The following is a 20,092-nucleotide window of genomic DNA, read 5'->3' on the forward strand; positions in this document are numbered from 1 at the left end:
CGTGAGGAATAGGGCTGTATCGTTTTATATCTGACGGATTATGTGTTATAAAAAATAGAGAGAGAAAATGCCGTATGTTATTCACAGGAAATGAAACACGGCTTGGCTTATAATGGAGGTTGTCAATATGGATGAACATATGAAACGAAGATTGGATAAACAAAGACAATTGTTCAAACAATTGGGTGTGCAGCTAGATGCGTTATCGATTCATGAAAAACAATTTAATTATAAACTTCGTGGTTATGATCCGGATGAGGTAGATGCTTATCTTGATCTGGTCATCAAAGATTACGAACGTTTCTATGCCAATATTGCAGATCTGATGGACAAATGGCAAGAACAGCAGTTAACGATCCGCGATCTCAAGTCGTCCGCGAAACCGGTGGAAGATCCAACCAAGATTGATCGCAAACAACTGGATGATATTGTGAAACAACTGGAATACAGTGTGCGACAGCTCAAGATCAGAGCACGTCCCGAAAAGGATCTGTTCTCTGAATAACGTCAGCATGTCCTGGATTATATTAAATAAAGGTGGTTAATCATGAGTACTCATTTTTCGGTCAGTGTGCATTGTTTGTTGTTATTGTCACTCAGCGCGCCTGAACGAATCACGTCTGCACATATTGCAGGTAGCGTGAATACCAACCCTGTCGTCGTTAGACGTATTCTGGGCGGGCTGAAAAAGGCAGGATTGGTGAACTCCTCTCCTGGAACAAGAGGTTTCTACTTAGCGAAGCCATCAAGTGAAATCACATTAGCCATGATCTATCAGGCTGCCAAGGACGAAGGTCCATTGTTCCCGATTCATGGCAATTGTAACCCGGATTGTGAGGTAGGCTTGCATATAGACGGCTTGCTGACTAATCTGTATCAGGTTGCCGAGGCGAAGGTGGAGCAGTTCTTTGCATCCATTACACTCGAAGATATGGAACGTTCCTGTACTCAGATGCAAGCTGTTCCATCACAGACAGAATAGATTGCAACAAGACTTAAAGTGCATGTTCAAAAAGGGTGGTTTTCAGTACCGAGAAGATGGGATGAAGTTAGAAATGGAGTAGCGGAGCGTAGGAAACTACGTGAGCAACTACAATGTTTCCTAAGGAAACAACCTTCGTAAGCATATGCTTATTTCGGCTGAATTCCATATTCGATGTTGCGATGCCGTTAGGCATCCTTCGTAATCAAAAGCGGACTTTTTGAACAACCTCTTAAAGGAAAGGTGGGTTGTTATATGAAAATTGTAGTCATCTCTGACACGCATTGTTCACGTAAATCACGGAAGTTACCGACTAGGCTCCTGGATGTATTGCCGAGTGCAGATCTCATTCTTCATGCCGGTGACTGGTCGGATTGGAGTGTATACCCATTGCTTAGTGAGTATGCACCAGTTGAAGGTGTAGCGGGTAATACGGACCCGTCCGAAATCGCTGAAAAACTGGGATATTCCCGTATTGTTGAAGTGGAAGGGCTTCGTCTGGGTCTTGTGCACGGTCATCTGGGATCAAAGGGTACGGAGCAGAATGCAATTCATACGTTTGCAGGCCAGCATCTGGATGCTGTGATCTACGGACACTCACATATCCCGGTGATGCATACCGTGGACAACACACTGGTATTTAATCCGGGGTCGCCTACGGATCGGCGTTTTCAGAAACAATACTCATTTGGCATCATGACAATAGAACAGGGGAAAATACAGGCTGAACACGTTTTCTTTGATCGGGATTAGAGAGATATGCGCTGGTTGCAAGTTGGACGAGTGCAAGAACCAGAACCAGCTACTGAAGTGGCGACTTGATAACGGACAGGGAACCTTTTCCTTAAATTTCATCTTATATATATGATTATTGTACAAGGCATCTTTGAGCAGATTTCAAATCTGTTCCAGGGATGTCTTTTTTGATTTCTGATCACATCATTCTCTTGAGAAGTTATCTCTGAATGGGGAATGTGCTCTGTTCGTTATCTGTCATTCATCTGTTGGCGTTTTCCCCTATGGTGACGTTCAGTGGAGTGATACAATGCCTTTACGACATGAAATGAATACGTTTACATAAGGAGATGGATCATGATGAAACTGTCTGTATTCACCGTGGCTACCCCTGATCTGAATGCAGAAGAATTGGCATCGGCTGCGGCAGCAGCGGGGATTGATGGAATTGAGTGGAGATTCCGTGGAATTCCTGAAGATGCAATGTCTGAAGAGCCGTCTTACTGGAGAAATAATCGATGCTCGGTAGATCCGAGCCGCTGGGAAGAACAGGTTCCTGTTTTTCGTGAAGCAGCGTTAGGGCAAGGTAGAAAATCCATCGCACTTGTACCTTATCTGAACTGTGGAGATCTTTCTGCCACCGAACAGGCGTTTCAGGCTGCGGCTGGGTTAGGAGCTTCAATGATGCGTGTAGGTGTTCCTGGATATGATCGCAAGACCAGTTATCCTGAGTTGTATCGTAAAGCCGTTGATTACCTGAGTGAAGTACAAGATCTGGCCAAACAGTACAACATCAAGGCGATTGTAGAGACACATCACCAGACGATTGCACCGACGGCATCGCTGGCCTATCGGCTTGTGCAATCGCTCGACCCGCAGCATGTTGGTGTATTGTACGATCCAGGCAATATGGTGCATGAAGGATATGAGAATCATCGGATGGGACTTGAGTTGCTGGGGCCTTATCTGGCTCATGTACATGTAAAAAATGCCGGGTGGTTTGAACCAGAAGGGAAAGATTCACAAAAGGCTAATGTGACTGAGAAGAGTAGCGGAGTGGCTCTGAATACAGCCTGGAAATGTCACTGGACGCCGCTGACTGAAGGCATGGTCGATTGGGTACAGATGGTGCGGGATCTTCGTGCCGTTGGGTATGACGGATACTACGGAATTGAGGACTTTAGTGGTGCCTTGGAATCCAAGGCGATGTTACAGCATTTTGCAGACGTTTTCGCCGAAATTGAGCGTCGTGTGGACGAGGAGGAGCAGTCATGAGTATCGTACGAGTAGCGGTTATTGGTATAGGAAACATGGGAGCAGCACATGCCAGAACGTTGGTGGCTGGAGAAGTACCCGGTGCAGAGCTGGTCGCCGTATGTGATGTAAGAAGAGAGATGGAGAGCTGGGTATCCAGTCACCTTCCGGCAACGGTCACCTATTGGCAGGATGCAGAGCAGATGATGGCTTCGGGTACGATTGATGCAGTCATTATTGCAACGCCGCATTATGATCATCCGGAACAGGCCATTCAGGCTTTCCAGCATGGCTTGCATGTCATGATCGAGAAGCCGGCCGGTGTATATACGAAACAGGTACGCAAGATGAATGAAGCGGCCGCAGCCAGCGGTAAAGTCTTTTCCATGATGTATAACCAGCGGACCAACCCACTCTACATTAAACTAAGAGACTTGATTGCGTCGGGGGAACTGGGAGAGGTACGTCGTACCAACTGGATTATTACGAACTGGTACCGATCCCAGAGTTACTATGATTCCGGCGGCTGGCGGGCAACTTGGGCAGGGGAAGGTGGCGGTGTACTGATTAACCAGGACCCGCATCAACTGGATCTGTGGCAGTGGACCATTGGTATGATGCCGGTACGAATGCGTGCTTTCTGTTCGTTTGGCAAGTATCGGAATATTGAAGTAGAAGATGATGTAACAGCTTATGTAGAGTATGAAAATGGAGCAACAGGTGTCTTTGTAACGACTACTGGTGAAGCACCAGGTACGAACCGATTTGAGGTCAACGGAGACCGAGGTAAAATCGTAATCGAAGATGGAAAACTTACGTTCTGGCGACTTCGCGAATCAGAGCCTGAATTCAATCAGCGGTTTACCGGAGGTTTTGGACAGCCAGAATGCTGGAAATGCGAAATTCCGATTACAGGTGTGGAAACGGGGCACCCGGGTCTGATTCGCAACTGGGTTGATGCGATTCGTACAGGCGCACCACTCATTGCTCCCGGTGAGGATGGTATACACGGATTGACGTTATCGAACGCTATGTTGCTGTCCACCTGGACGGATAACTGGGTGGATCTGCCGATCGATGAGGATCTGTTCTATGAGCATCTGCAGGAACGCATTGCTGGATCAACGACGAAGAAAGACAAGGCATTCAGTGGCAGTCAACCTGCTGATTTGAGTCAGACGTTTAAATGAAGACGATTTGTTATGTAAGACGAGTTCATTGTAATCAACATTTTATAAAAAGGATGGGATGACATGGCTAAAGACGGGATGTTTTATGCACCAAAAAGTGTTACAAAAGAGGTCGTATGTGGTCCGGGTGAGTTCACGATTGCTGCTGTTGCGCTGGATCACGGACACATCTACGGCATGGTTGGGGCATTGTTGGAGGCTGGAGCTACTCTCAAGTGGGTGTATGATCCGGACCCGGCGAAGGTAGAGGCATTTCGGAAGCAGTTCCCACAGGCTCAAGTCGCTGGATCTGAAGCAGAGGTGCTTGCAGATGATGAGGTGTTATTGGTGGCAAGTGCAGCGATCCCTTCAGATCGTGCGCCGCTTGGTATGAGAGTTTTGGCCGCAGGCAAGGATTATTTTACAGACAAAGCCCCGTTTACCACGCTGGAGCAATTAAAGTTTGCACGAGAAGAAGTGAAGCGAACGGGCAAGAAGTACATGGTGTATTACAGTGAACGACTGCATGTAGAAAGTGCGATCTATGCGGGGCAACTCATTGAACAAGGGGCAATCGGCAAAGTAGTGCAAGTTATGGGTACAGGCCCGCATCGCCTGAATGCTGGAGGAAGACCCGACTGGTTCTTCAAGCATGAGCAGTATGGCGGTATTCTCTGTGATATCGGGAGTCACCAGATCGAACAATTCCTGACGTTTGCATCATGTACAGACGCTGAGGTAGGGTTCAGTCGTGTGCATAACTTCAATCACCCACAGTTCCCGGAACTGGAAGACTTCGGCGAAGCTTCTCTGATCGGGGACAACGGAGCGTCCGGTTACTTCCGAGTGGATTGGTTCACACCCGATGGTCTGGGCACATGGGGCGATGGGCGTACAGTTATTCTGGGAACGGACGGTTATATTGAGCTGCGGAAGTATATCGACATCGCAAGGGAACCTCAGGGGGATCAGGTGTACCTGGTCAATCATGAAGGGGAGTACCGTTACAATGTAAAAGGCAAGGTCGGCTACCCGTTCTTCGGTCAGCTCATCCGCGATTGCCTGGACCGGACCGAGACAGCCATGACACAAGAACATGCATTCAAAGCGGCAGAACTCTGTCTGATTGCACAGCACAAAGCCATGAGCGAGCGCGTGGTGTGGAGTAGCGGAGCCAAGTAAATGTTTTAGGTGAAGGAGAGCAAAGGTTGATCACTAAAGGTTATTAGTAAAGTTGAGCAAAGAAAGAGCAGCCCAAATGTAAAACTGCATCCAACAGGTTAGTCTTTTCTAACAAATGGGGCAGTTCGCACTGGGGCTGCTTTTTTTGAGTATGTTCGTGACTTCGCATATGGATTAATTTGGGTTATATTATATGTAGTTCGGATATTGTTTGAAAAGAGAAGTGTTTACGAAGTTCGTAGATATGATGTTATAGGAAATCCATGCGAAGTTAATTCAGGAGGGACTAAAGAAGATGAACAAGAAACTATTAGAGCAGTTTGAACATTTCAATAAATTTGTAAAATCAATTGATGATGTGACTTGGCAAAAGTCGATTGCTCCTGGAAAGTGGACGGTGAAGGAAGTCGTGACCCATCTATGGAATTGGGATACATATACTTTAAATACAATGCTCCCACACATAAAAGACCAAGTGAAACTCCCAGGATTCGTCGATCATGATACCCATAACTTAAAAGCAATAGAGAAGGCTAAAGAATTTACAGACAGAGAAAGTATGATTAAAACCTTTATTGAAACTCGAACCCATTTAGTCAACCAATTCCGTGAGGTAGATCATTCAGAAATTCACTTTTTTATAGGCAATGATAAACGACCTTATACCTATGAAAGATATCTAAAAATATTCGTACACCATGATGAACATCATAAGAAACAAATCGAAAACCTATTAGCGTGATTCAGAGAAGACATGGACATCCTATAACATCATATTCACGCTGCGGACATTCGTCCTGGGTCCGGCATACGCCGGACACTCGACATGCGTCGAGTCGTGAATACAGGAACGTTATATGTAATAGGCCTAGAGCATTCAATAACAAGCAAGGGGAGATCCAATGAAGAATTGGATAGAAATAAATGAAAATGAAGAAAATGAAATATGGGATAAGATATATAATGATTTGAAATTTAAGCCCAGTGTTCATCCTAATGATTGGCCTAGCTTACAGATAAGTGCTCCATATATAAAATATGATGTTAGTGATATATATAAGGATAATAAGTACGAAGAATTATATAAGGACTTAGAAGAAAAAATGGAAAATATCTTTGTTGAATGTACTAAAGAGAATGAGTACGTTTTAGCGCTTGATTGGCAGCATCGGTGTTACTATTTTAATCCAAGAATAGAGAGCATAAGAGATGAATTTGGAGAATGGCCAGTGCCTATTTTTCCGAATGGTGATTATTATTTCTTTATACAGAAAGAATTCAGATGGGGATTTTTGGGTCATCCCTGGGAGAAATCGATAAGTATATTTGGAGAAGAACTAATTCAAAGTATTGAACAAAAGAAACCGAAATTATTAAAAAAAATTGTTGATAAAAACTTTTGATTGTGAGTGTTGCTTCGAAGCGACCTACTACATATATCATCATATCCACGCTTCGGAGCCTTAAGTCGGTGGGACGTCGTGGATACAGGAACGTTATAGGAAATCAGCAGGAATAGAATAAATCTTAAATCACAAGATCCTACCATTGAGAGGGAGTTCTGAATGACTTTAATAGCAACAGCATATGCACATGAATGTATAGTTATGGGAACTGATACCTTGCTCCAGCGGACGGAAAACTATCAGACAAATAAAATAATCGGTTATGGCTCAATACAGAAGTTGTTTTTTATTCGAAAAACCGGAACAGGGATTTCTGTGAGAGGGAGAGCTTCATGGGGAGAAAAGACAATTAAACAAATTTTACAAAATTTCACCCACACAGTGGAATCTAGCATGCGACAGTGTGATGTAGCTGACGCTCTTCAATTATATATAAAGTCAAATTTCCCACAGCTCGAAACGTCCTACCATAAAGCGGGATATCAAGATACTGAGCCATTTATATATGATCTAGATTTTGATAGTGGACTCAATCTAGTAAGGGAGAACGTGGATCGTAAAGGCTTTTTAAGATATAGTGTGCTAGCTAGAATTGATGATACGGAAGTTCGTAATCAAGTGTTACCATTGCCCGATTTTAGTAAGATGCAAGAAAACCAAGTTTTTGACTTCATGGAAACACTTTTTAAGCTAAAAATTCAAGCGGAGAACTTAAAACCAACACCATCTGTTGGATATCCAATAGATTATCTATTCCTTTCCCACGATCAAAGCAAGTTTGTGTCAAACAAGATTGCCAGTGATTTCTTATTGGATTGAATGTCGTATTATTGTGTGATTCAAAGAAGTCGATGACATCCTATAACATAATATTCAAGCTGCGGCTCCTGTCGGAGCCTTGGTCTGCTGGATGCATTTCGAGGAGGGATTTCAGCAGACAACCCCGTTGGGGTTCATGAATACAAAAACGTTATCAGAAAGTTATAAAATACAAAAGAAATAGGTGAAATTAATGAATGTGGGAAGAAATGTTGTCGTATTGAATGATAAATCTAGAAAAGATCCCTTTTCTAACGATGAGGAGCGAGCAATTATAACTAGTATTTATTATCCTACTGATGATAAAAATACTCAGATTAATGTTAGTAATTATATGGACTTATTTGATCCATCTAAAGACAAGGCAATTAACATACTAAAAGACTTGGGAGTAGACATTGAATATTTGAATACCATAGAAACACATATATATAACAATTATAATCCGAAATATTCCAATGCAAAATCTGATGTTATTTTATATTCTCCTGGATTTGGAGTTTCTAGGGATATGTATACCTATCATATTAAATATTTGGTGGATTGTGGATATATAGTAGTATCCATTGGTGCGACATACGAATCTGTTTTTTCAATCTTTCCTGATGGGCGTGTTGTTAATCAAACTGCTCAATTAACTAATATCAAAAGTACAGATTTTATATTGTGGAGGGAATTGTTAGATACAAGAGTAGAAGATATCTTGTATGTTATTAATCATCTTGATTTACTATTTTCTCAATCATTGCTCGAAGGATTTAGTTATAGAAGCATAGGAATAGTGGGTCATTCTTTGGGAGGCGCTGCTGCATTTGAGGTGGCTAAAAGAGACAATAGAATTCGAGCAGGAGTAATGTTTGATGCTAGTTTCCATCTTTTGGACTTAGAAAAAAACGAAAAAATAGATACTCCGTTTTTAATTATGAGACAAGAAAAGTGTACTTACGATGAATTACTTACTGAGTTATCTGAAGGGATAATCAATCCTTTTATTAGTGGATTTGAAAAGCTCTATAAACAATTAAATGGTTATAAAGCTGCTGTAAAAGTCCAAGGAGCTCACCACATGACATTTAGTGATGTTCCAATACATTTTAAAGATATTGAAGCAATAAATAAACATGAAATTATTAGTGATTATTCAACTGCTTTCTTAAGTGAATTTATTCAAGGAAAATCATATTCTTTACAGAATTCATTTAATCATAAACGATCGGCTGATATCGTTGAGATTAATATTAAGGGGCAAACAGTTAGTGTGTAGTTCAAGTAGTCGTCACCATCTGATAACACAGTATTCATGCAGCGGCTACGCCTTGGTCAATGGTGATGCTTCTGGCAGAGTAGTAGATTCATGTGACAACTTCCTGCGGAAGTTCGTGAATACCTGAACGTTATCGGAAATGACCTGAAAAGGAGAATAGAAAAATGAAGAACCTTGATATCAATTTGTGGAGAAGTACATTGTTGAATCATTTTAAGTATAATCTTGAGAAGTTTGCAACAACAACTGAAAATAAAGATGTGTACTGCTTGATTTTGGACTGTCATGCTACATATGGGAATGTTAATTTGAAGTGGAATACCTTAGATTCGTTTAAAAAACATGTTAATAAGCACTATAGTTCTTATACTTCAGACAAGCTACTCGGCTTTAGGGGGCTAGAATACAATGTTGGGGATTTTTCATACGAAGACACAAAACAACCAGAATTAATAAATGAATTCGAACAATTATATGAAGAAAAACTTTCGGAGTTTTTCGATGATGAAGATGAAGAATCATTGAATGAGCTGACACAAAAGTTTATTAATGCTTTAGTGGAAATAATCTTTGAACTTAGACCTACTTTTTCTAAACTAAATAAAACGGGTCACTTTATTTCATTTATTGTAGAGCATGACTCTGAATATTATGAATACATAAAAAAGACGGTAACAATAGAAGACTATTATAAAGCATTTCCTGAGGTTAAAGAGTATGAACAATATTTAAGCATAATTTCTTCAACGTCTAAAGAAGAGCAAGTCACACATTGGTCTAATTTGTTATATGAATTTATTATTGGCAATGAAACAGAAGGTACAAGATCACTTAAACAAATGTACCGCCATAAGTACGATGTTGAGGAAGAAATAATTAAATTAGGTGTGATTGCATCAAGGGAAGTTGTCACACTCTTCGAGGTGTTTTCAGGTTACACTCCATCAATTGATGGCCAAATTATTCAAAGCGATAGTCACACGCGATGGATGTTTTTAAGTATTTTAATAGATATTAATAATGCTAATGAGGAGACAATTAATCGATTAAAGCAAATTTTAATAAGAAAATATGAAGTTGATAATGAAGTGCAAGAATGTATAAATATAGCAAGAACACTTCATACTCTTGATTCTGTACGATTCCCAGAAGAAATGCATGATGAAGGAAGACTTAGCTTATTAAACTACGAAGAATACAAGAACAATTAGTAGGTATATCTAAGAAGTTAGTCACTTCCGATAACATCATATCCACTCTCCTTCTGGCGGCTCCTCGGTCCGCCAGAAGGAGAGTGGCAGGGAAGTGAATTCAGGCGGACACATCCGCACCGACTAACCGCATTGCGGCCGCTCCCGTTGGTCGCTTAAGTTGGTGGCACGTCGTGGATACAGGAACGTAATCGGAAATAACATGAATATATAAAATTAGAGCGGAGAACATCAAATGAAATTTGAAATAATTCAAGCAAACAAAGAATGTAAGGAAGTTTTGGCGAATTTGATGCAGTTTTATATTTATGACTTTTCAGAATTTATAAAATGCGATGTAGAAGAAAATGGGCTATACGGAGCGTATCCATTAGAAGATTACTGGATAGAAAAGAATCATAGATTTCCGTATTTAATTAAACAAAATGATAAGCATGTGGGTTTTGTATTGGTAAGGTTAATTGAAACGGCTGAACGTGATTACTATTCAATTGCTGAGTTTTTTATATTAAAGAAATATAGACGAGAAGGGATTGGCAAAGCTGTAGCTGCTCGTATTTTTGATTTATATAAAGGACAATGGGAAGTCTATCAGATCGAAGGAAACAAATCGGCTCAGATATTTTGGAATAAAACCATTGATGAATATACAAAAGGGCAATTTAAAGAACGGATAGAGAATGGAAGAAGAATACAGGATTTTATTAGTTGATTCAAGGGGTCATGTTACATCCGATAATATTGCATTCCCACATCGGTCGCTACGCTCCCTTGGTCACCAAGAAGAGTTTTCGTAGAAGCTGAATCAGGTGACACATCCAATCGGCTACAGGAACGTTAAGCGCAACTTCTGGAAGAGCGCATTTAAGACGGTTCAAAGTCGAGGAATTACTAAGATCGACGAAGTGATTCGAACAAGAGGTGTGATTACCGAGGAGCAAACCTATAAAGCAAACACTTTACAGGTTTTAGGCCTATTAAACGTTAACGTGGACTCGAAGATTTATCGTGGAGGGAATATATGAAATTTGGAAATAATTCTCAAGAGAATCGTGAAATAAAGATCTCAAAAGATTCAAAGACATTTTTAGAACTAAGAGAAATCGTTAACAGATTTGATCCAGTGAATCTAGTTGAAGGTGGTGCTCCTGATGACGAACATGATCGTTTAACTACGGAAATATTAATGTTGCTTTCTCAAGAGTCGATGGATGAGATTCGGGATCTTTTAATCAATTGTGAGATATGGTATGGATATGATCCCAACGATATTAAAGAAGAGTACAAAGAACGATTTAACAGCAAGATTGATAGAACGCATAAAGAGATCTTAAATTGGCATACCAAGAATAAGAACCAAGAAAATTAGATTTATGTCAGTACAGGATCAATGAAGTCAACTCAGGAAGACAGAAGCAACGCTTAACATAATATTTAAGCATCGGCTCCATTGGAGCCTTGGTCTGTGAAAAGGATTTCAGGGGGCATTTCAGCAGACAACCCTTTGGGGTTCATGAATACAGGAACGTTATGTGACATACCACAAATCATTTCTTTAAGAGGGTGAAACCATGCAACAAATCGATCTAACCAAAACCCTTGAAGAGCTTGAAAACGACTATTGGGACGAACCGAATTTTGCTTCCTCATTAGTAATACAAGTACATCAATTAAGGAAAAAACCTCTTTGCGAATTAAATAATGAAGACTTAAGACTTTTGATCGGGCAACAAATGAATCTAGATTATCTTTTGCGAATAGCCTTAGAAAAATTAATACAGAACCCATTCGGATCAGGAGATTTATATATTGGAGATTTATTTTGTTCGGTACTCAAAGTAGAGAAAGAATATTGGAACGAACATCAAGAATTAAAGAACGAATTGAATGAAGTGATTAGAACCTATGAAGAAGTGAGAAGGACATTAGACGAGCAGATAAATAAATACAGGAGCAATTTGTAAGTCGATTCCACATAACATAATATTCACGCTGCGGGCATACGCCCTTGGTCCGGCATTCGCCAGACAGCCAGCATACGCTAGGTCGTTAATACAGGAACGTTATACGACAATACTGAAGAATAGGTTGAGAGTTTAATCAAAGGAGACGGGATGATGATGAGTATTAAAGCAATATTTCTGGACTTTTATGGAACCTTGGTTCATGAGGATGACGATATCATCCCATTGATCTGTAAGGAAATACAAGAAAATAGTATGGAAGAATGCGAAGTAAGTGATATAGGTAGATACTGGTGGAAGATATTTTCGAGTATGTTTAAAAACAGCTATGGTGAGACATTTAAATCCCAGCGCGAACTCGGAATCCTATCATTATCTGAGACGATTTCTAAATATAGATCAAACTGTGATGTAAATGAGATCATCCAGAAGCAATTCGATCATTGGAGTGAGCCTAAAATATTTAGTGATACAATTCCATTTCTAGAAACTCTTCAAGGATATGAAGTCTACATATTATCGAATATTGACACAGCCGATGTAAAAGCCGCAATAGCTTATCATGGGATAAAGGTAAATGAAATAATTACAAGTGAAGACGTTAAATCATATAAACCAAGACCAGAATTATTTATTGAAGCCTTAGAAAGACACAATCTGTCTCCTAAAGAGGTGTTACATATCGGGGATTCTTTAATGAGCGATGTCGGTGGAGCAGGTATTTTAGGAATAGCGACAGTCTGGTTAAATCGGTTAAATAAGATTAAAACAGATATTGCAGAACCCAACTTTATATGTAGAGATCTAAAAGAAGTAAGAGATATTATTAGTGGAATCGAAGAAGGAAGTATCGTCGTATAACAACGCATTTCTACCGTGGGCATTCGTCCTTGATCGCTTAGAAGAATTTCAAAGAAGCGGTATCAGGCGATACATGCAACAGGCTAAGTCCATCGACCCGTTCCTTCGGTCATTTAAGCCGCTTGAACGTCAGGAATGCACCAACGTTTTCCGAAAGGCAAGCGAGAAGGGGAGTTCATCGGCAACGATGGCAAAACTCAATACGAATGAGTATGTGTCGTTAGACGTAATCGATAAATTATGTACGGCATTGGGATACCAGCCTGGAGATTTATTGGAGCATATAGCAGATCAATGATGGGATGAAAATATCTGCTGATTATTTGAAGATGAGATCCGTCGCTTAACATAATATTCAAGCAGCGACTCTTCATGGAGTCTTGGTCTGTTGGAGGGATTTCGTGGAAGCAGATTCAGCAGACACACCCAGCATTCACTTAGTCGTGAATACAGGAGCGTTATCTGAAAGAGCTTGAAACATAATTAATGAGGGTGAATTCGATGGAGTTGTACAACACAAAGAATGAACTAGATCGCATTGATTTTCATGATTGCATAGTTGAATCAATTTACTTAGAAGAGAATAAGATTACTTTCAATATAGAATCAGTTAATGTATTGGTTGGTCATATGTTAAATCCATATGATGTTGCTAAAAACACTGACCAATGCACTTTAGAATTTATCAATGTTGAGAGATATGAGTCAGGGTATTTTGAACGGGAGAAGGATACAAGGATAGATATTGAATTAATTCATAATAATGATTTTGAAATACTTAAATCTGATATCCTTGCAGAAGAGGGTATGAACCTATATAAGCTATTTGGAATGGCGTCAAACTTTAATAATGAATTTTCTGAAATAATTATAAGAGCTGAATATACAAACATTAGTGGAATAAGTACGTTTCTAATGCTTGGTTTGTCAATTGGCCAAAGACTAAATAGCTTTTTATATCGCAGATTCGAACAAAATTCCCCTTAGATAACAACGTATTCACGCGGGAAGCCCATGGCGGCCCTTAAGCCAGTAAGGGTTCGTGAATACAAGAGAGTTATATGAAATCAGCAAACATATACAACGTATTTATTTGGGTGCATATAATTTTGTCAGGAAGTGATTGAGTGAATAAAGAAATTCTACTTGAATGGGATAACCAGTATAATGCGATGAAACGCACGAAAGAAAATTACTGGAAAACCTATAGGAAGTGGCGTGACGAGAACAAAAGCGATTATCATGATACTTTTATGGGAAAGTTATATGATGAATTTATAAGTCTTGAAGAGCGTGCCATATACCTAAAATATAGTTTTAATACAACAGAAGCAGTGGTATTTTGCTCAATTAATATCTTTTACATAGAAGAGCAAATAGGCACTTATGATATAGAGTTCTTTTTGAACGGTGAGATCGCTGATGATTACCTGGATTTTGGAGACGTATTACTTAAAGATCGGATGATTAAAGTAAAGCATAATTTGAAGACTGCAAGAAGCGCTTTAAAACTGGGATTTGAAGTATCAGACATTTTGAAAATCTCAGAAATCCCACTCAATTATATAGAAATATTAAAAGAAAAATATAGTTGATATAAAGGGAATGGTATAAGAGAAATAAGTGATTCGAAGAAGCAGATGACATCCTATAACATTATATTCACACTGCGGACATTCGTCCTTGGCCCGGCATTCGCCGAACACCCGACATACGTCGGGTCGTGAATACAGGAACGTTATACGCAACCCCTTAAGAATGTTAAACCATGCAACCAATTAATAACAAATAATAAATATAGGTGAAAGAATACATTTACAACGTAGCAGTTGAAAACCAGGATGAACGGAATATTAGAAGGTGTACCATATAACAATAAATTTCCACATCGTTAGTTATGCTCCTTGGTCATCAAGAGGAATACCAGCGAAGCGGATTCATAATAAAGTGCAAACTAAAGAATATTTCTATTATGCGAAAGAGAGGATCAAATGAATTATCATTTTGGTTTTTCATGGAAGGGTCTGATAATCTTTTTATTGCCAATGATACCAAATATATTTTATTTTTTAATTCCTGCGTCAGATATATCAGGAAACAATGCAAATAGCCATTTGATTTTAGATGTTTTGGAGCACGGAAGTCAGGCGATATTTTTCTTTCTTCTGATATTTGTTGTAAGAAAACAAGCATCTGAAATGCGATGTCCGTATATAATTGGTATGGCAATAATGTTGATTTTTTATTATGGGCTATGGATATTGTATTTTACAGGCAACGCAAACTCGATTATTTTTTTGGGGATGGCCTTTCTCCCGGTAGTATATTTTATATTAGCTGAGATTTGACTTCAAAATTATCTGGCTATTATACCAACAGTACTTTTTGGTATTGTGCATGTCATTAATACATATTTGTCTATTGCGAATTAAAGGGAGGACAACAATCCTCTTAAATTTTGATTGTGCGTTCAGCATCCATTCTATATCAAGGATTAAGTCCCGAATGGTGAGGTTAGAAGTAAACCATAGCTTAAGGCAGGGGTGTCCAACGTGAGCAGGAATCTGAATGAAGCCATCGGCAAATCTCCGGTCCGAGGAACACGAGCTTCTTATAAGGCTAGCGTTCATTGGATGAAGTTACTACACAAACCAAAGTTGATACTGCTGAAGGCGTACGAGAGTAAATGAGGGGATCTTTCCTTTCCTATGCGGAAACGGATTTGATAGGAGCAAAAGATAGAACCAAAAGATAAAACACGTAAAGACATATAAGGATGTGGAATCGAAGAAGAAGGGGTAGCGTATAACAATGTATTTTTGCTTCGTCGCTGACGCTCCTCGGTCTTCAAGAGGGATTTCGGAGAAGTGGAATCAGGAGACATATAAGTGGCAAAGCCACCCGGAGCTCCGGTCCTTAAGCCGTTTGGACGTCAGAAATGCGCAACATTATAGGAAATCAGCCAGAATTCAAGAAAGTAAAACATTTATTATCGAAGGAGCTTGTATATATGATCTCTACCTACGTTCAACGCATTCAAGAAGTTTACCCAGATTTACATATTCAAGATGTTAAACAAAATGAGATCGGTCAGAATAATGACGTATTTATTATTAATCACTCTCTCGTCTTTAGGTTTCCTAAGTATAAGCAAGGATTAGAAAAATTAAAGAGAGAAACAGAGTTATTAGAAACTATTAGAAAGACTGTAACAATGCAGATTCCCTATCCAGCCTATAAATCATTTGATGAGCTGGAGGTGGGTAAGACTTTCATGGGCTATAAGCTGATTGAAGGTGCTCCTTTTTGGAAGGAAGAATTAATAACTATCAAAAGCCAAAACCTTATAGATGCAATTGCCTCACAACTTGTTACTTTTCTTATTGAACTCCATTCTATGGACATACCGAAAGCGGTAGTTTCTCAGAAACAACATGAAAGTGTATATAGAATTATAGAAGATCTGTTTATTAGAATAAAAGAGAAACTCTTTCCATTTATGCGATTAGATGCACAAGAAAAAGTAGTAGATAACTTTAATATATTTTTAAATAATACCCATAATCAGAATTTAAAGAAAACCTTTATTCATGGAGACTTCGGAGCAGGCAATATCATATGGAATCGAAAAGATAAAAGAATTGCAGGAGTTATTGACTTCGGAGGCTCAGGACTTGGGGACCCGGCATATGATTTAGCGGGATTTCTTTCCAGCTACGGAGAAGAGTTTTTTGAAACATGCACTAATCTATACCCGAACGGAAGACAAATTTCAGAAAGAGTCCATTTTTATAGAAGCACCTTTGCTTTACAGGAAGCTCTACATGGAATAGATCATAATGACTCGGAGGCTTTTGAAGATGGAATTAAAGAATTTAGATAGAACCACTAATTAATTATTCGTGTTGGTGAATAAATTAGTAAAAGTGATTGATATTTAGTGTTCCAAAGAAGAGTCGACATCATACAACATTGTAATCACACATCGCGGACTTACGGCCGCTTGGTCAGCCCGAGGCATTTCGAGGAAGTTGATTCACTCGGACAACCCTACGAGGCTAAGTGGCGTAGCCACCCGGCGACTTTGTCGCCTTAAGCCTCTCGGGTTCGTGAATACCTGAACGTTATGTGAAATCTGTTTAGAGCTTAAAACCCACAATATTAACAATAAAATAGAGGTGTTTACATGGAGATGATCTATAAAGATTATTTAATTTCTGATGATAAATCTAAGCTTGACAAGCAAGTGATTTTAGATTTTTTAGTCCAAAGCTATTGGGCTAATAGGAGACCACAAGAACGTATATTAAGATCTATAGAAAATTCACATTGTTTTGGAGTTTATCATAATGACAAGCAAATTGCTTTTGCAAGAGTAGTTACAGATAATGCTACTGTCTATTATCTCTGTGATGTATTTGTATTGAAAGAATATCAAGGTCAGGGGATTGGAAAGAAATTGGTAGAACAAATTGTAAATTCTGATGAATATGAATGGATGAGTGGAATTCTTGGGACATTAGATGCACATAGTTTATATGAACAATATGGATTTGAAAGAGACTTAGAACGATCAATGAGAAGAATACCTCAGGGAAGAAAGACAATGTGAGCAATTCAAGAAGACACAGACTTCATATAACATTATATCCACGCTTCGGGCCTAAAAGCCCTCGGTCTGCTAGAAGCGATTGGCAGGGAAGCAGAATCAGCGGACACATCCGCACCGACTAACCGCATTGCGGCCGGCACCTGGCGGAGCCTTAAGTCGGTATTACGTCGTGGATACAGGAACGTTAGGCGTAATGCTAGCATAAGTTTGTATGGAGGGACAAAATGCCTGAAAGACTTTATAAACCAATATGCAAAGACCTCATTGAGCATGAGAAAAAGTGCCATTTTTGCGCAAAGAATATGACTTCTCTCAAAGCATATAAATTGAAGCATAAGGAAACCGGTGAAATTGTATGTGCAGGTCCATCTTGTACAGAAAAAAACATTGATCAAGGAATTAAGCTTTCAGCAATTCCTGATTTGACAAAATACACACAACCACTGGGCGGAAATGGCGGCGGCGGCGGTAATTCAGAAAAGCCAATTATTAGAGCTGAGGAAGATAAAAGAAAAGCGATTGAGTATCTTGAACTAAGAGAAAAGAAATTTGAGAAGTATCATTCCGTTTCATATAGCGTTTTAAAAAACTACTATAATAAAAGCCAAAATGAAGAACTTAATGAAAGTGAAATACGGCACATATTGAACATTGAAAACAAGACTGATGGAAGATATAAACTTGCCAATCTGCAAAGATGTTACAATTACTTATTTTGGATAGATGTTGCGCTTGATAAGCTTGGAGAACACAACAATTTTTTAAAAAGCATAAAAACGTATATTATAAGAAACTTTAAGATAACCCCGAAACAAAAAGATGCAGTGAATAACTGGCTGAAAAATATTAAGGGCGTTCCACAGATAAAATAAGAGTTTTCCAGCACTACACCTAACAAAGCACTCCCAAAATGAGCTGTTGTCACGCCCCTTGCGAAAATTGGCAAGGGATCGCGCCAATCTTCTGTCGCACTCTCATCCTCTCGGGTTTGTGAACACAAGAACGTTATATGCAATCCCGGAGATCTAGTTCCAATTGAGGATGAATGTATTAGGAGGGAAGAATGATGAATCATGGTATGGCATCATGGCAAGAACTGAAAATAGATTATGAAATTAATCAAATATCTCCCAATATATCAACTAGATTAGAAGATATTGAACGTATCCCTGCGGGGCTTGGAATAAAAATACTCACTATCCTTATTGAATGGGCTTGCCAGCCACAAAATACCCACCCAATTGAAATAGCGAGGAAAAAGATTAAAAAAATTCCTTCTGATTGGCTAATAGAACATCTTCCTAATGTAGCTAAAACAGCAATTTGTCTTGACGATGAATGGGGAGTATCGTGGATTGTTAGAGCTACTTTCAGAGGCAATTCCAAAATTACTAGATTGGGGAATTGTATTGGGAATTAATTCTAAAAATGAAGGAATTAAAGAGGCAGCAAATGACTATAAAGAAAAATAACAGTTTTGTAGAGTGCAATGAAATGAGAATGTAGATGTGGATCGAAGAAGTCTGTAAAGCATATAACATCATATCCACGCATCGGACCTGAAGGTCCGATGTTCACGAGAAGTGATTGGCAGGGAAGCAGATTCAGCGAACACTTCCTCACCGACTAACTGCATCGCGGCCGTCTCTTGACGGAGCCTTAATTCGGTGGGCGTCGTGAATACAGAACGTTATATGAAATCAGCGTAAAACAATATAACAATTCATTATTTTATTTTTGAATAGGGGAGAAACCATGCTGGAGGCAGTCATTTTCGATATGGATGGAACACTATTTCAAACAAACAAAATCTTAGAATTATCGTTAGAAGAAACATTTTCTATCTTAAGGTCTCTAAATGAATGGTCGAGTGAAGCTCCAACCCAAAAATATCGTGAAATAATGGGAGTTCCTCTACCAGTAGTTTGGGAAACATTATTACCGAATCATTCAACTGAAATCAGACGAATTGTGGACGAGATCTTCCTAGAGAAGCTAATTGCAAATATTAATAATGGCAATGGCGCCCTATATCCTCATGTCAACGAAATCTTTGATTACTTGAAACATGAAGGTTATTTCATTTTTATTGCAAGTAATGGACTAAACGAATACCTCAATGCCATCGTTAACTGCTACAAATTAGATAAGTGGGTGGCAGAAACTTATAGCATCCAACAAATAGGAACTCAAAATAAGGATGACTTAGTCGGTCATATTCTTAAAAAACATCACATCAGCAATGCAACTGTAGTTGGGGACAGGATTTCTGATTTCAATGCCGCAAAAAACAATGGGTTGAAGGCTATTGGTTGTCGATTTGATTTTGCCCAAGAAGGGGAGCTTGCACAAGCGGATTTTATTATTGACGACTTACTTGAATTAAAAAATATATTTAAACATCAGGGAAAGTAGAATGCTTTTGTAATTATATCGAAGAAGACGCTGAAATCCTATAACACCATATTTAAGCTGCGGTTACCCCTTGTTCACAATGATGTTTTTGGCAGGGGAGTTGATTCATGTGACAACTTGCTGCGCAAGTTCGTGAATACAGAACGTTATACGCAACCCCTTAAGAATGTTAAACCATGCAACCAATTAATAGCAAATAATAAATATAGGTGAAAGAA

23 protein-coding genes are annotated in these 20,092 nt (G+C 39.2%); all 23 read left to right on the plus strand.

Annotated elements, in window-relative coordinates; translation table 11 throughout:
* Positions 1-127 precede the first annotated feature (127 nt).
* The 23 genes from MKY01_RS12085 to MKY01_RS12195 all read left to right on the plus strand — a co-directional run bounded on the left by MKY01_RS12085 (position 128) and on the right by MKY01_RS12195 (position 19,874).
* Positions 128-505, plus strand: coding sequence for a DivIVA domain-containing protein (locus MKY01_RS12085; protein ID WP_017689054.1), 378 nt, complete (start codon positions 128-130; stop codon positions 503-505).
* A gap of 42 nt (positions 506-547) precedes the next feature.
* The gene (locus MKY01_RS12090) at positions 548-982 is read left to right on the plus strand and encodes an Rrf2 family transcriptional regulator (protein WP_076208829.1); all 435 of its coding nucleotides are present in this window, start codon (positions 548-550) and stop codon (positions 980-982) included.
* A gap of 255 nt (positions 983-1,237) precedes the next feature.
* Positions 1,238-1,735: a metallophosphoesterase gene (locus MKY01_RS12095; protein WP_282321812.1), complete on the plus strand. Its 498-nt coding sequence runs from the start codon at positions 1,238-1,240 to the stop codon at positions 1,733-1,735.
* 342 nt (positions 1,736-2,077) lie between these two features.
* Positions 2,078-2,992: a sugar phosphate isomerase/epimerase family protein gene (locus tag MKY01_RS12100; protein ID WP_282322191.1), complete on the plus strand. Its 915-nt coding sequence runs from the start codon at positions 2,078-2,080 to the stop codon at positions 2,990-2,992.
* Complete coding sequence (locus MKY01_RS12105; protein WP_076330735.1) at positions 2,989-4,161, plus strand: Gfo/Idh/MocA family oxidoreductase; 1,173 nt, start codon at positions 2,989-2,991, stop codon at positions 4,159-4,161. Before MKY01_RS12100 ends, MKY01_RS12105 begins: the two co-directional genes overlap by 4 nt.
* 63 nt (positions 4,162-4,224) lie before the next feature.
* Complete coding sequence (locus tag MKY01_RS12110; protein WP_127543675.1) at positions 4,225-5,322, plus strand: Gfo/Idh/MocA family oxidoreductase; 1,098 nt, start codon at positions 4,225-4,227, stop codon at positions 5,320-5,322.
* Between the two features lie 295 nt (positions 5,323-5,617).
* Positions 5,618-6,064, plus strand: a complete 447-nt coding sequence (locus MKY01_RS12115) for a DinB family protein (RefSeq protein WP_051447118.1) — start codon at positions 5,618-5,620, stop codon at positions 6,062-6,064.
* 160 nt (positions 6,065-6,224) lie between these two features.
* Positions 6,225-6,725 carry a DUF2716 domain-containing protein gene (locus tag MKY01_RS12120; protein WP_282321810.1) on the plus strand — a complete coding sequence of 167 codons (501 nt, stop codon included), beginning with the start codon at positions 6,225-6,227 and terminating at the stop codon, positions 6,723-6,725.
* 162 nt (positions 6,726-6,887) lie between these two features.
* Complete coding sequence (locus MKY01_RS12125) at positions 6,888-7,547, plus strand: hypothetical protein (RefSeq protein ID WP_282321809.1); 660 nt, start codon at positions 6,888-6,890, stop codon at positions 7,545-7,547.
* A 193-nt stretch (positions 7,548-7,740) separates the two neighbouring features.
* Positions 7,741-8,811, plus strand: a complete 1,071-nt coding sequence (locus MKY01_RS12130) for a dienelactone hydrolase family protein (RefSeq protein WP_282321808.1) — start codon at positions 7,741-7,743, stop codon at positions 8,809-8,811.
* Between the two features lie 164 nt (positions 8,812-8,975).
* Positions 8,976-10,022, plus strand: coding sequence for a hypothetical protein (locus MKY01_RS12135; protein ID WP_282321807.1), 1,047 nt, complete (start codon positions 8,976-8,978; stop codon positions 10,020-10,022).
* A gap of 235 nt (positions 10,023-10,257) precedes the next feature.
* Positions 10,258-10,734, plus strand: coding sequence for a GNAT family N-acetyltransferase (locus tag MKY01_RS12140; RefSeq protein ID WP_282321806.1), 477 nt, complete (start codon positions 10,258-10,260; stop codon positions 10,732-10,734).
* Between the two features lie 309 nt (positions 10,735-11,043).
* Positions 11,044-11,391, plus strand: a complete 348-nt coding sequence (locus tag MKY01_RS12145) for a hypothetical protein (protein ID WP_127543665.1) — start codon at positions 11,044-11,046, stop codon at positions 11,389-11,391.
* A gap of 202 nt (positions 11,392-11,593) precedes the next feature.
* Positions 11,594-11,986 carry a contact-dependent growth inhibition system immunity protein gene (locus MKY01_RS12150; protein ID WP_282321804.1) on the plus strand — a complete coding sequence of 131 codons (393 nt, stop codon included), beginning with the start codon at positions 11,594-11,596 and terminating at the stop codon, positions 11,984-11,986.
* 150 nt (positions 11,987-12,136) lie between these two features.
* Positions 12,137-12,847: an HAD family hydrolase gene (locus MKY01_RS12155; RefSeq protein WP_282321803.1), complete on the plus strand. Its 711-nt coding sequence runs from the start codon at positions 12,137-12,139 to the stop codon at positions 12,845-12,847.
* A 73-nt stretch (positions 12,848-12,920) separates the two neighbouring features.
* A complete protein-coding gene (locus tag MKY01_RS12160; protein WP_282321802.1) occupies positions 12,921-13,145 on the plus strand; it encodes a helix-turn-helix transcriptional regulator in 225 nt (74 codons plus the stop codon).
* A 203-nt stretch (positions 13,146-13,348) separates the two neighbouring features.
* Positions 13,349-13,834, plus strand: a complete 486-nt coding sequence (locus tag MKY01_RS12165; protein WP_282321801.1) for a hypothetical protein — start codon at positions 13,349-13,351, stop codon at positions 13,832-13,834.
* A 140-nt stretch (positions 13,835-13,974) separates the two neighbouring features.
* Positions 13,975-14,442, plus strand: coding sequence for a hypothetical protein (locus MKY01_RS12170; RefSeq protein WP_282321800.1), 468 nt, complete (start codon positions 13,975-13,977; stop codon positions 14,440-14,442).
* Between the two features lie 1,415 nt (positions 14,443-15,857).
* Positions 15,858-16,730, plus strand: a complete 873-nt coding sequence (locus MKY01_RS12175; protein WP_339286462.1) for an aminoglycoside phosphotransferase family protein — start codon at positions 15,858-15,860, stop codon at positions 16,728-16,730.
* Positions 16,731-17,033: 303 nt separating this feature from the next.
* On the plus strand, positions 17,034-17,459 hold the full coding sequence (locus MKY01_RS12180) for a GNAT family N-acetyltransferase (protein ID WP_211085347.1): 426 nt from the start codon (positions 17,034-17,036) through the stop codon (positions 17,457-17,459).
* 224 nt (positions 17,460-17,683) lie between these two features.
* Positions 17,684-18,331 carry a hypothetical protein gene (locus tag MKY01_RS12185; protein WP_339286463.1) on the plus strand — a complete coding sequence of 216 codons (648 nt, stop codon included), beginning with the start codon at positions 17,684-17,686 and terminating at the stop codon, positions 18,329-18,331.
* 191 nt (positions 18,332-18,522) lie between these two features.
* Positions 18,523-18,879, plus strand: coding sequence for a hypothetical protein (locus MKY01_RS12190; RefSeq protein ID WP_339286464.1), 357 nt, complete (start codon positions 18,523-18,525; stop codon positions 18,877-18,879).
* Positions 18,880-19,214: 335 nt separating this feature from the next.
* On the plus strand, positions 19,215-19,874 hold the full coding sequence (locus tag MKY01_RS12195; protein WP_127543649.1) for an HAD hydrolase-like protein: 660 nt from the start codon (positions 19,215-19,217) through the stop codon (positions 19,872-19,874).
* Positions 19,875-20,092: the final 218 nt, after the last annotated feature.

The sequence above is a fragment of the Paenibacillus sp. FSL R5-0486 genome, from assembly GCF_037975155.1.
GTDB classification, from domain to species: Bacteria; Bacillota; Bacilli; order Paenibacillales; family Paenibacillaceae; genus Paenibacillus; species Paenibacillus amylolyticus.

Coding starts and splice junctions, on each gene's coding strand:
- MKY01_RS12145 (WP_127543665.1), top strand. CDS start 11,044: ATGAAATTTGGAAATAATTCTCAAGAGAATCGTGAAATAAAGATCTCA.
- MKY01_RS12195 (WP_127543649.1), top strand. CDS start 19,215: ATGCTGGAGGCAGTCATTTTCGATATGGATGGAACACTATTTCAAACA.
- MKY01_RS12180 (WP_211085347.1), top strand. CDS start 17,034: ATGGAGATGATCTATAAAGATTATTTAATTTCTGATGATAAATCTAAG.
- MKY01_RS12135 (WP_282321807.1), top strand. CDS start 8,976: ATGAAGAACCTTGATATCAATTTGTGGAGAAGTACATTGTTGAATCAT.
- MKY01_RS12120 (WP_282321810.1), top strand. CDS start 6,225: ATGAAGAATTGGATAGAAATAAATGAAAATGAAGAAAATGAAATATGG.
- MKY01_RS12125 (WP_282321809.1), top strand. CDS start 6,888: ATGACTTTAATAGCAACAGCATATGCACATGAATGTATAGTTATGGGA.
- MKY01_RS12190 (WP_339286464.1), top strand. CDS start 18,523: ATGATGAATCATGGTATGGCATCATGGCAAGAACTGAAAATAGATTAT.
- MKY01_RS12165 (WP_282321801.1), top strand. CDS start 13,349: ATGGAGTTGTACAACACAAAGAATGAACTAGATCGCATTGATTTTCAT.
- MKY01_RS12100 (WP_282322191.1), top strand. CDS start 2,078: ATGAAACTGTCTGTATTCACCGTGGCTACCCCTGATCTGAATGCAGAA.
- MKY01_RS12090 (WP_076208829.1), top strand. CDS start 548: ATGAGTACTCATTTTTCGGTCAGTGTGCATTGTTTGTTGTTATTGTCA.
- MKY01_RS12130 (WP_282321808.1), top strand. CDS start 7,741: ATGAATGTGGGAAGAAATGTTGTCGTATTGAATGATAAATCTAGAAAA.
- MKY01_RS12110 (WP_127543675.1), top strand. CDS start 4,225: ATGGCTAAAGACGGGATGTTTTATGCACCAAAAAGTGTTACAAAAGAG.
- MKY01_RS12115 (WP_051447118.1), top strand. CDS start 5,618: ATGAACAAGAAACTATTAGAGCAGTTTGAACATTTCAATAAATTTGTA.
- MKY01_RS12085 (WP_017689054.1), top strand. CDS start 128: ATGGATGAACATATGAAACGAAGATTGGATAAACAAAGACAATTGTTC.
- MKY01_RS12185 (WP_339286463.1), top strand. CDS start 17,684: ATGCCTGAAAGACTTTATAAACCAATATGCAAAGACCTCATTGAGCAT.
- MKY01_RS12150 (WP_282321804.1), top strand. CDS start 11,594: ATGCAACAAATCGATCTAACCAAAACCCTTGAAGAGCTTGAAAACGAC.
- MKY01_RS12175 (WP_339286462.1), top strand. CDS start 15,858: ATGATCTCTACCTACGTTCAACGCATTCAAGAAGTTTACCCAGATTTA.
- MKY01_RS12095 (WP_282321812.1), top strand. CDS start 1,238: ATGAAAATTGTAGTCATCTCTGACACGCATTGTTCACGTAAATCACGG.
- MKY01_RS12140 (WP_282321806.1), top strand. CDS start 10,258: ATGAAATTTGAAATAATTCAAGCAAACAAAGAATGTAAGGAAGTTTTG.
- MKY01_RS12155 (WP_282321803.1), top strand. CDS start 12,137: ATGATGATGAGTATTAAAGCAATATTTCTGGACTTTTATGGAACCTTG.
- MKY01_RS12105 (WP_076330735.1), top strand. CDS start 2,989: ATGAGTATCGTACGAGTAGCGGTTATTGGTATAGGAAACATGGGAGCA.
- MKY01_RS12160 (WP_282321802.1), top strand. CDS start 12,921: ATGCAACAGGCTAAGTCCATCGACCCGTTCCTTCGGTCATTTAAGCCG.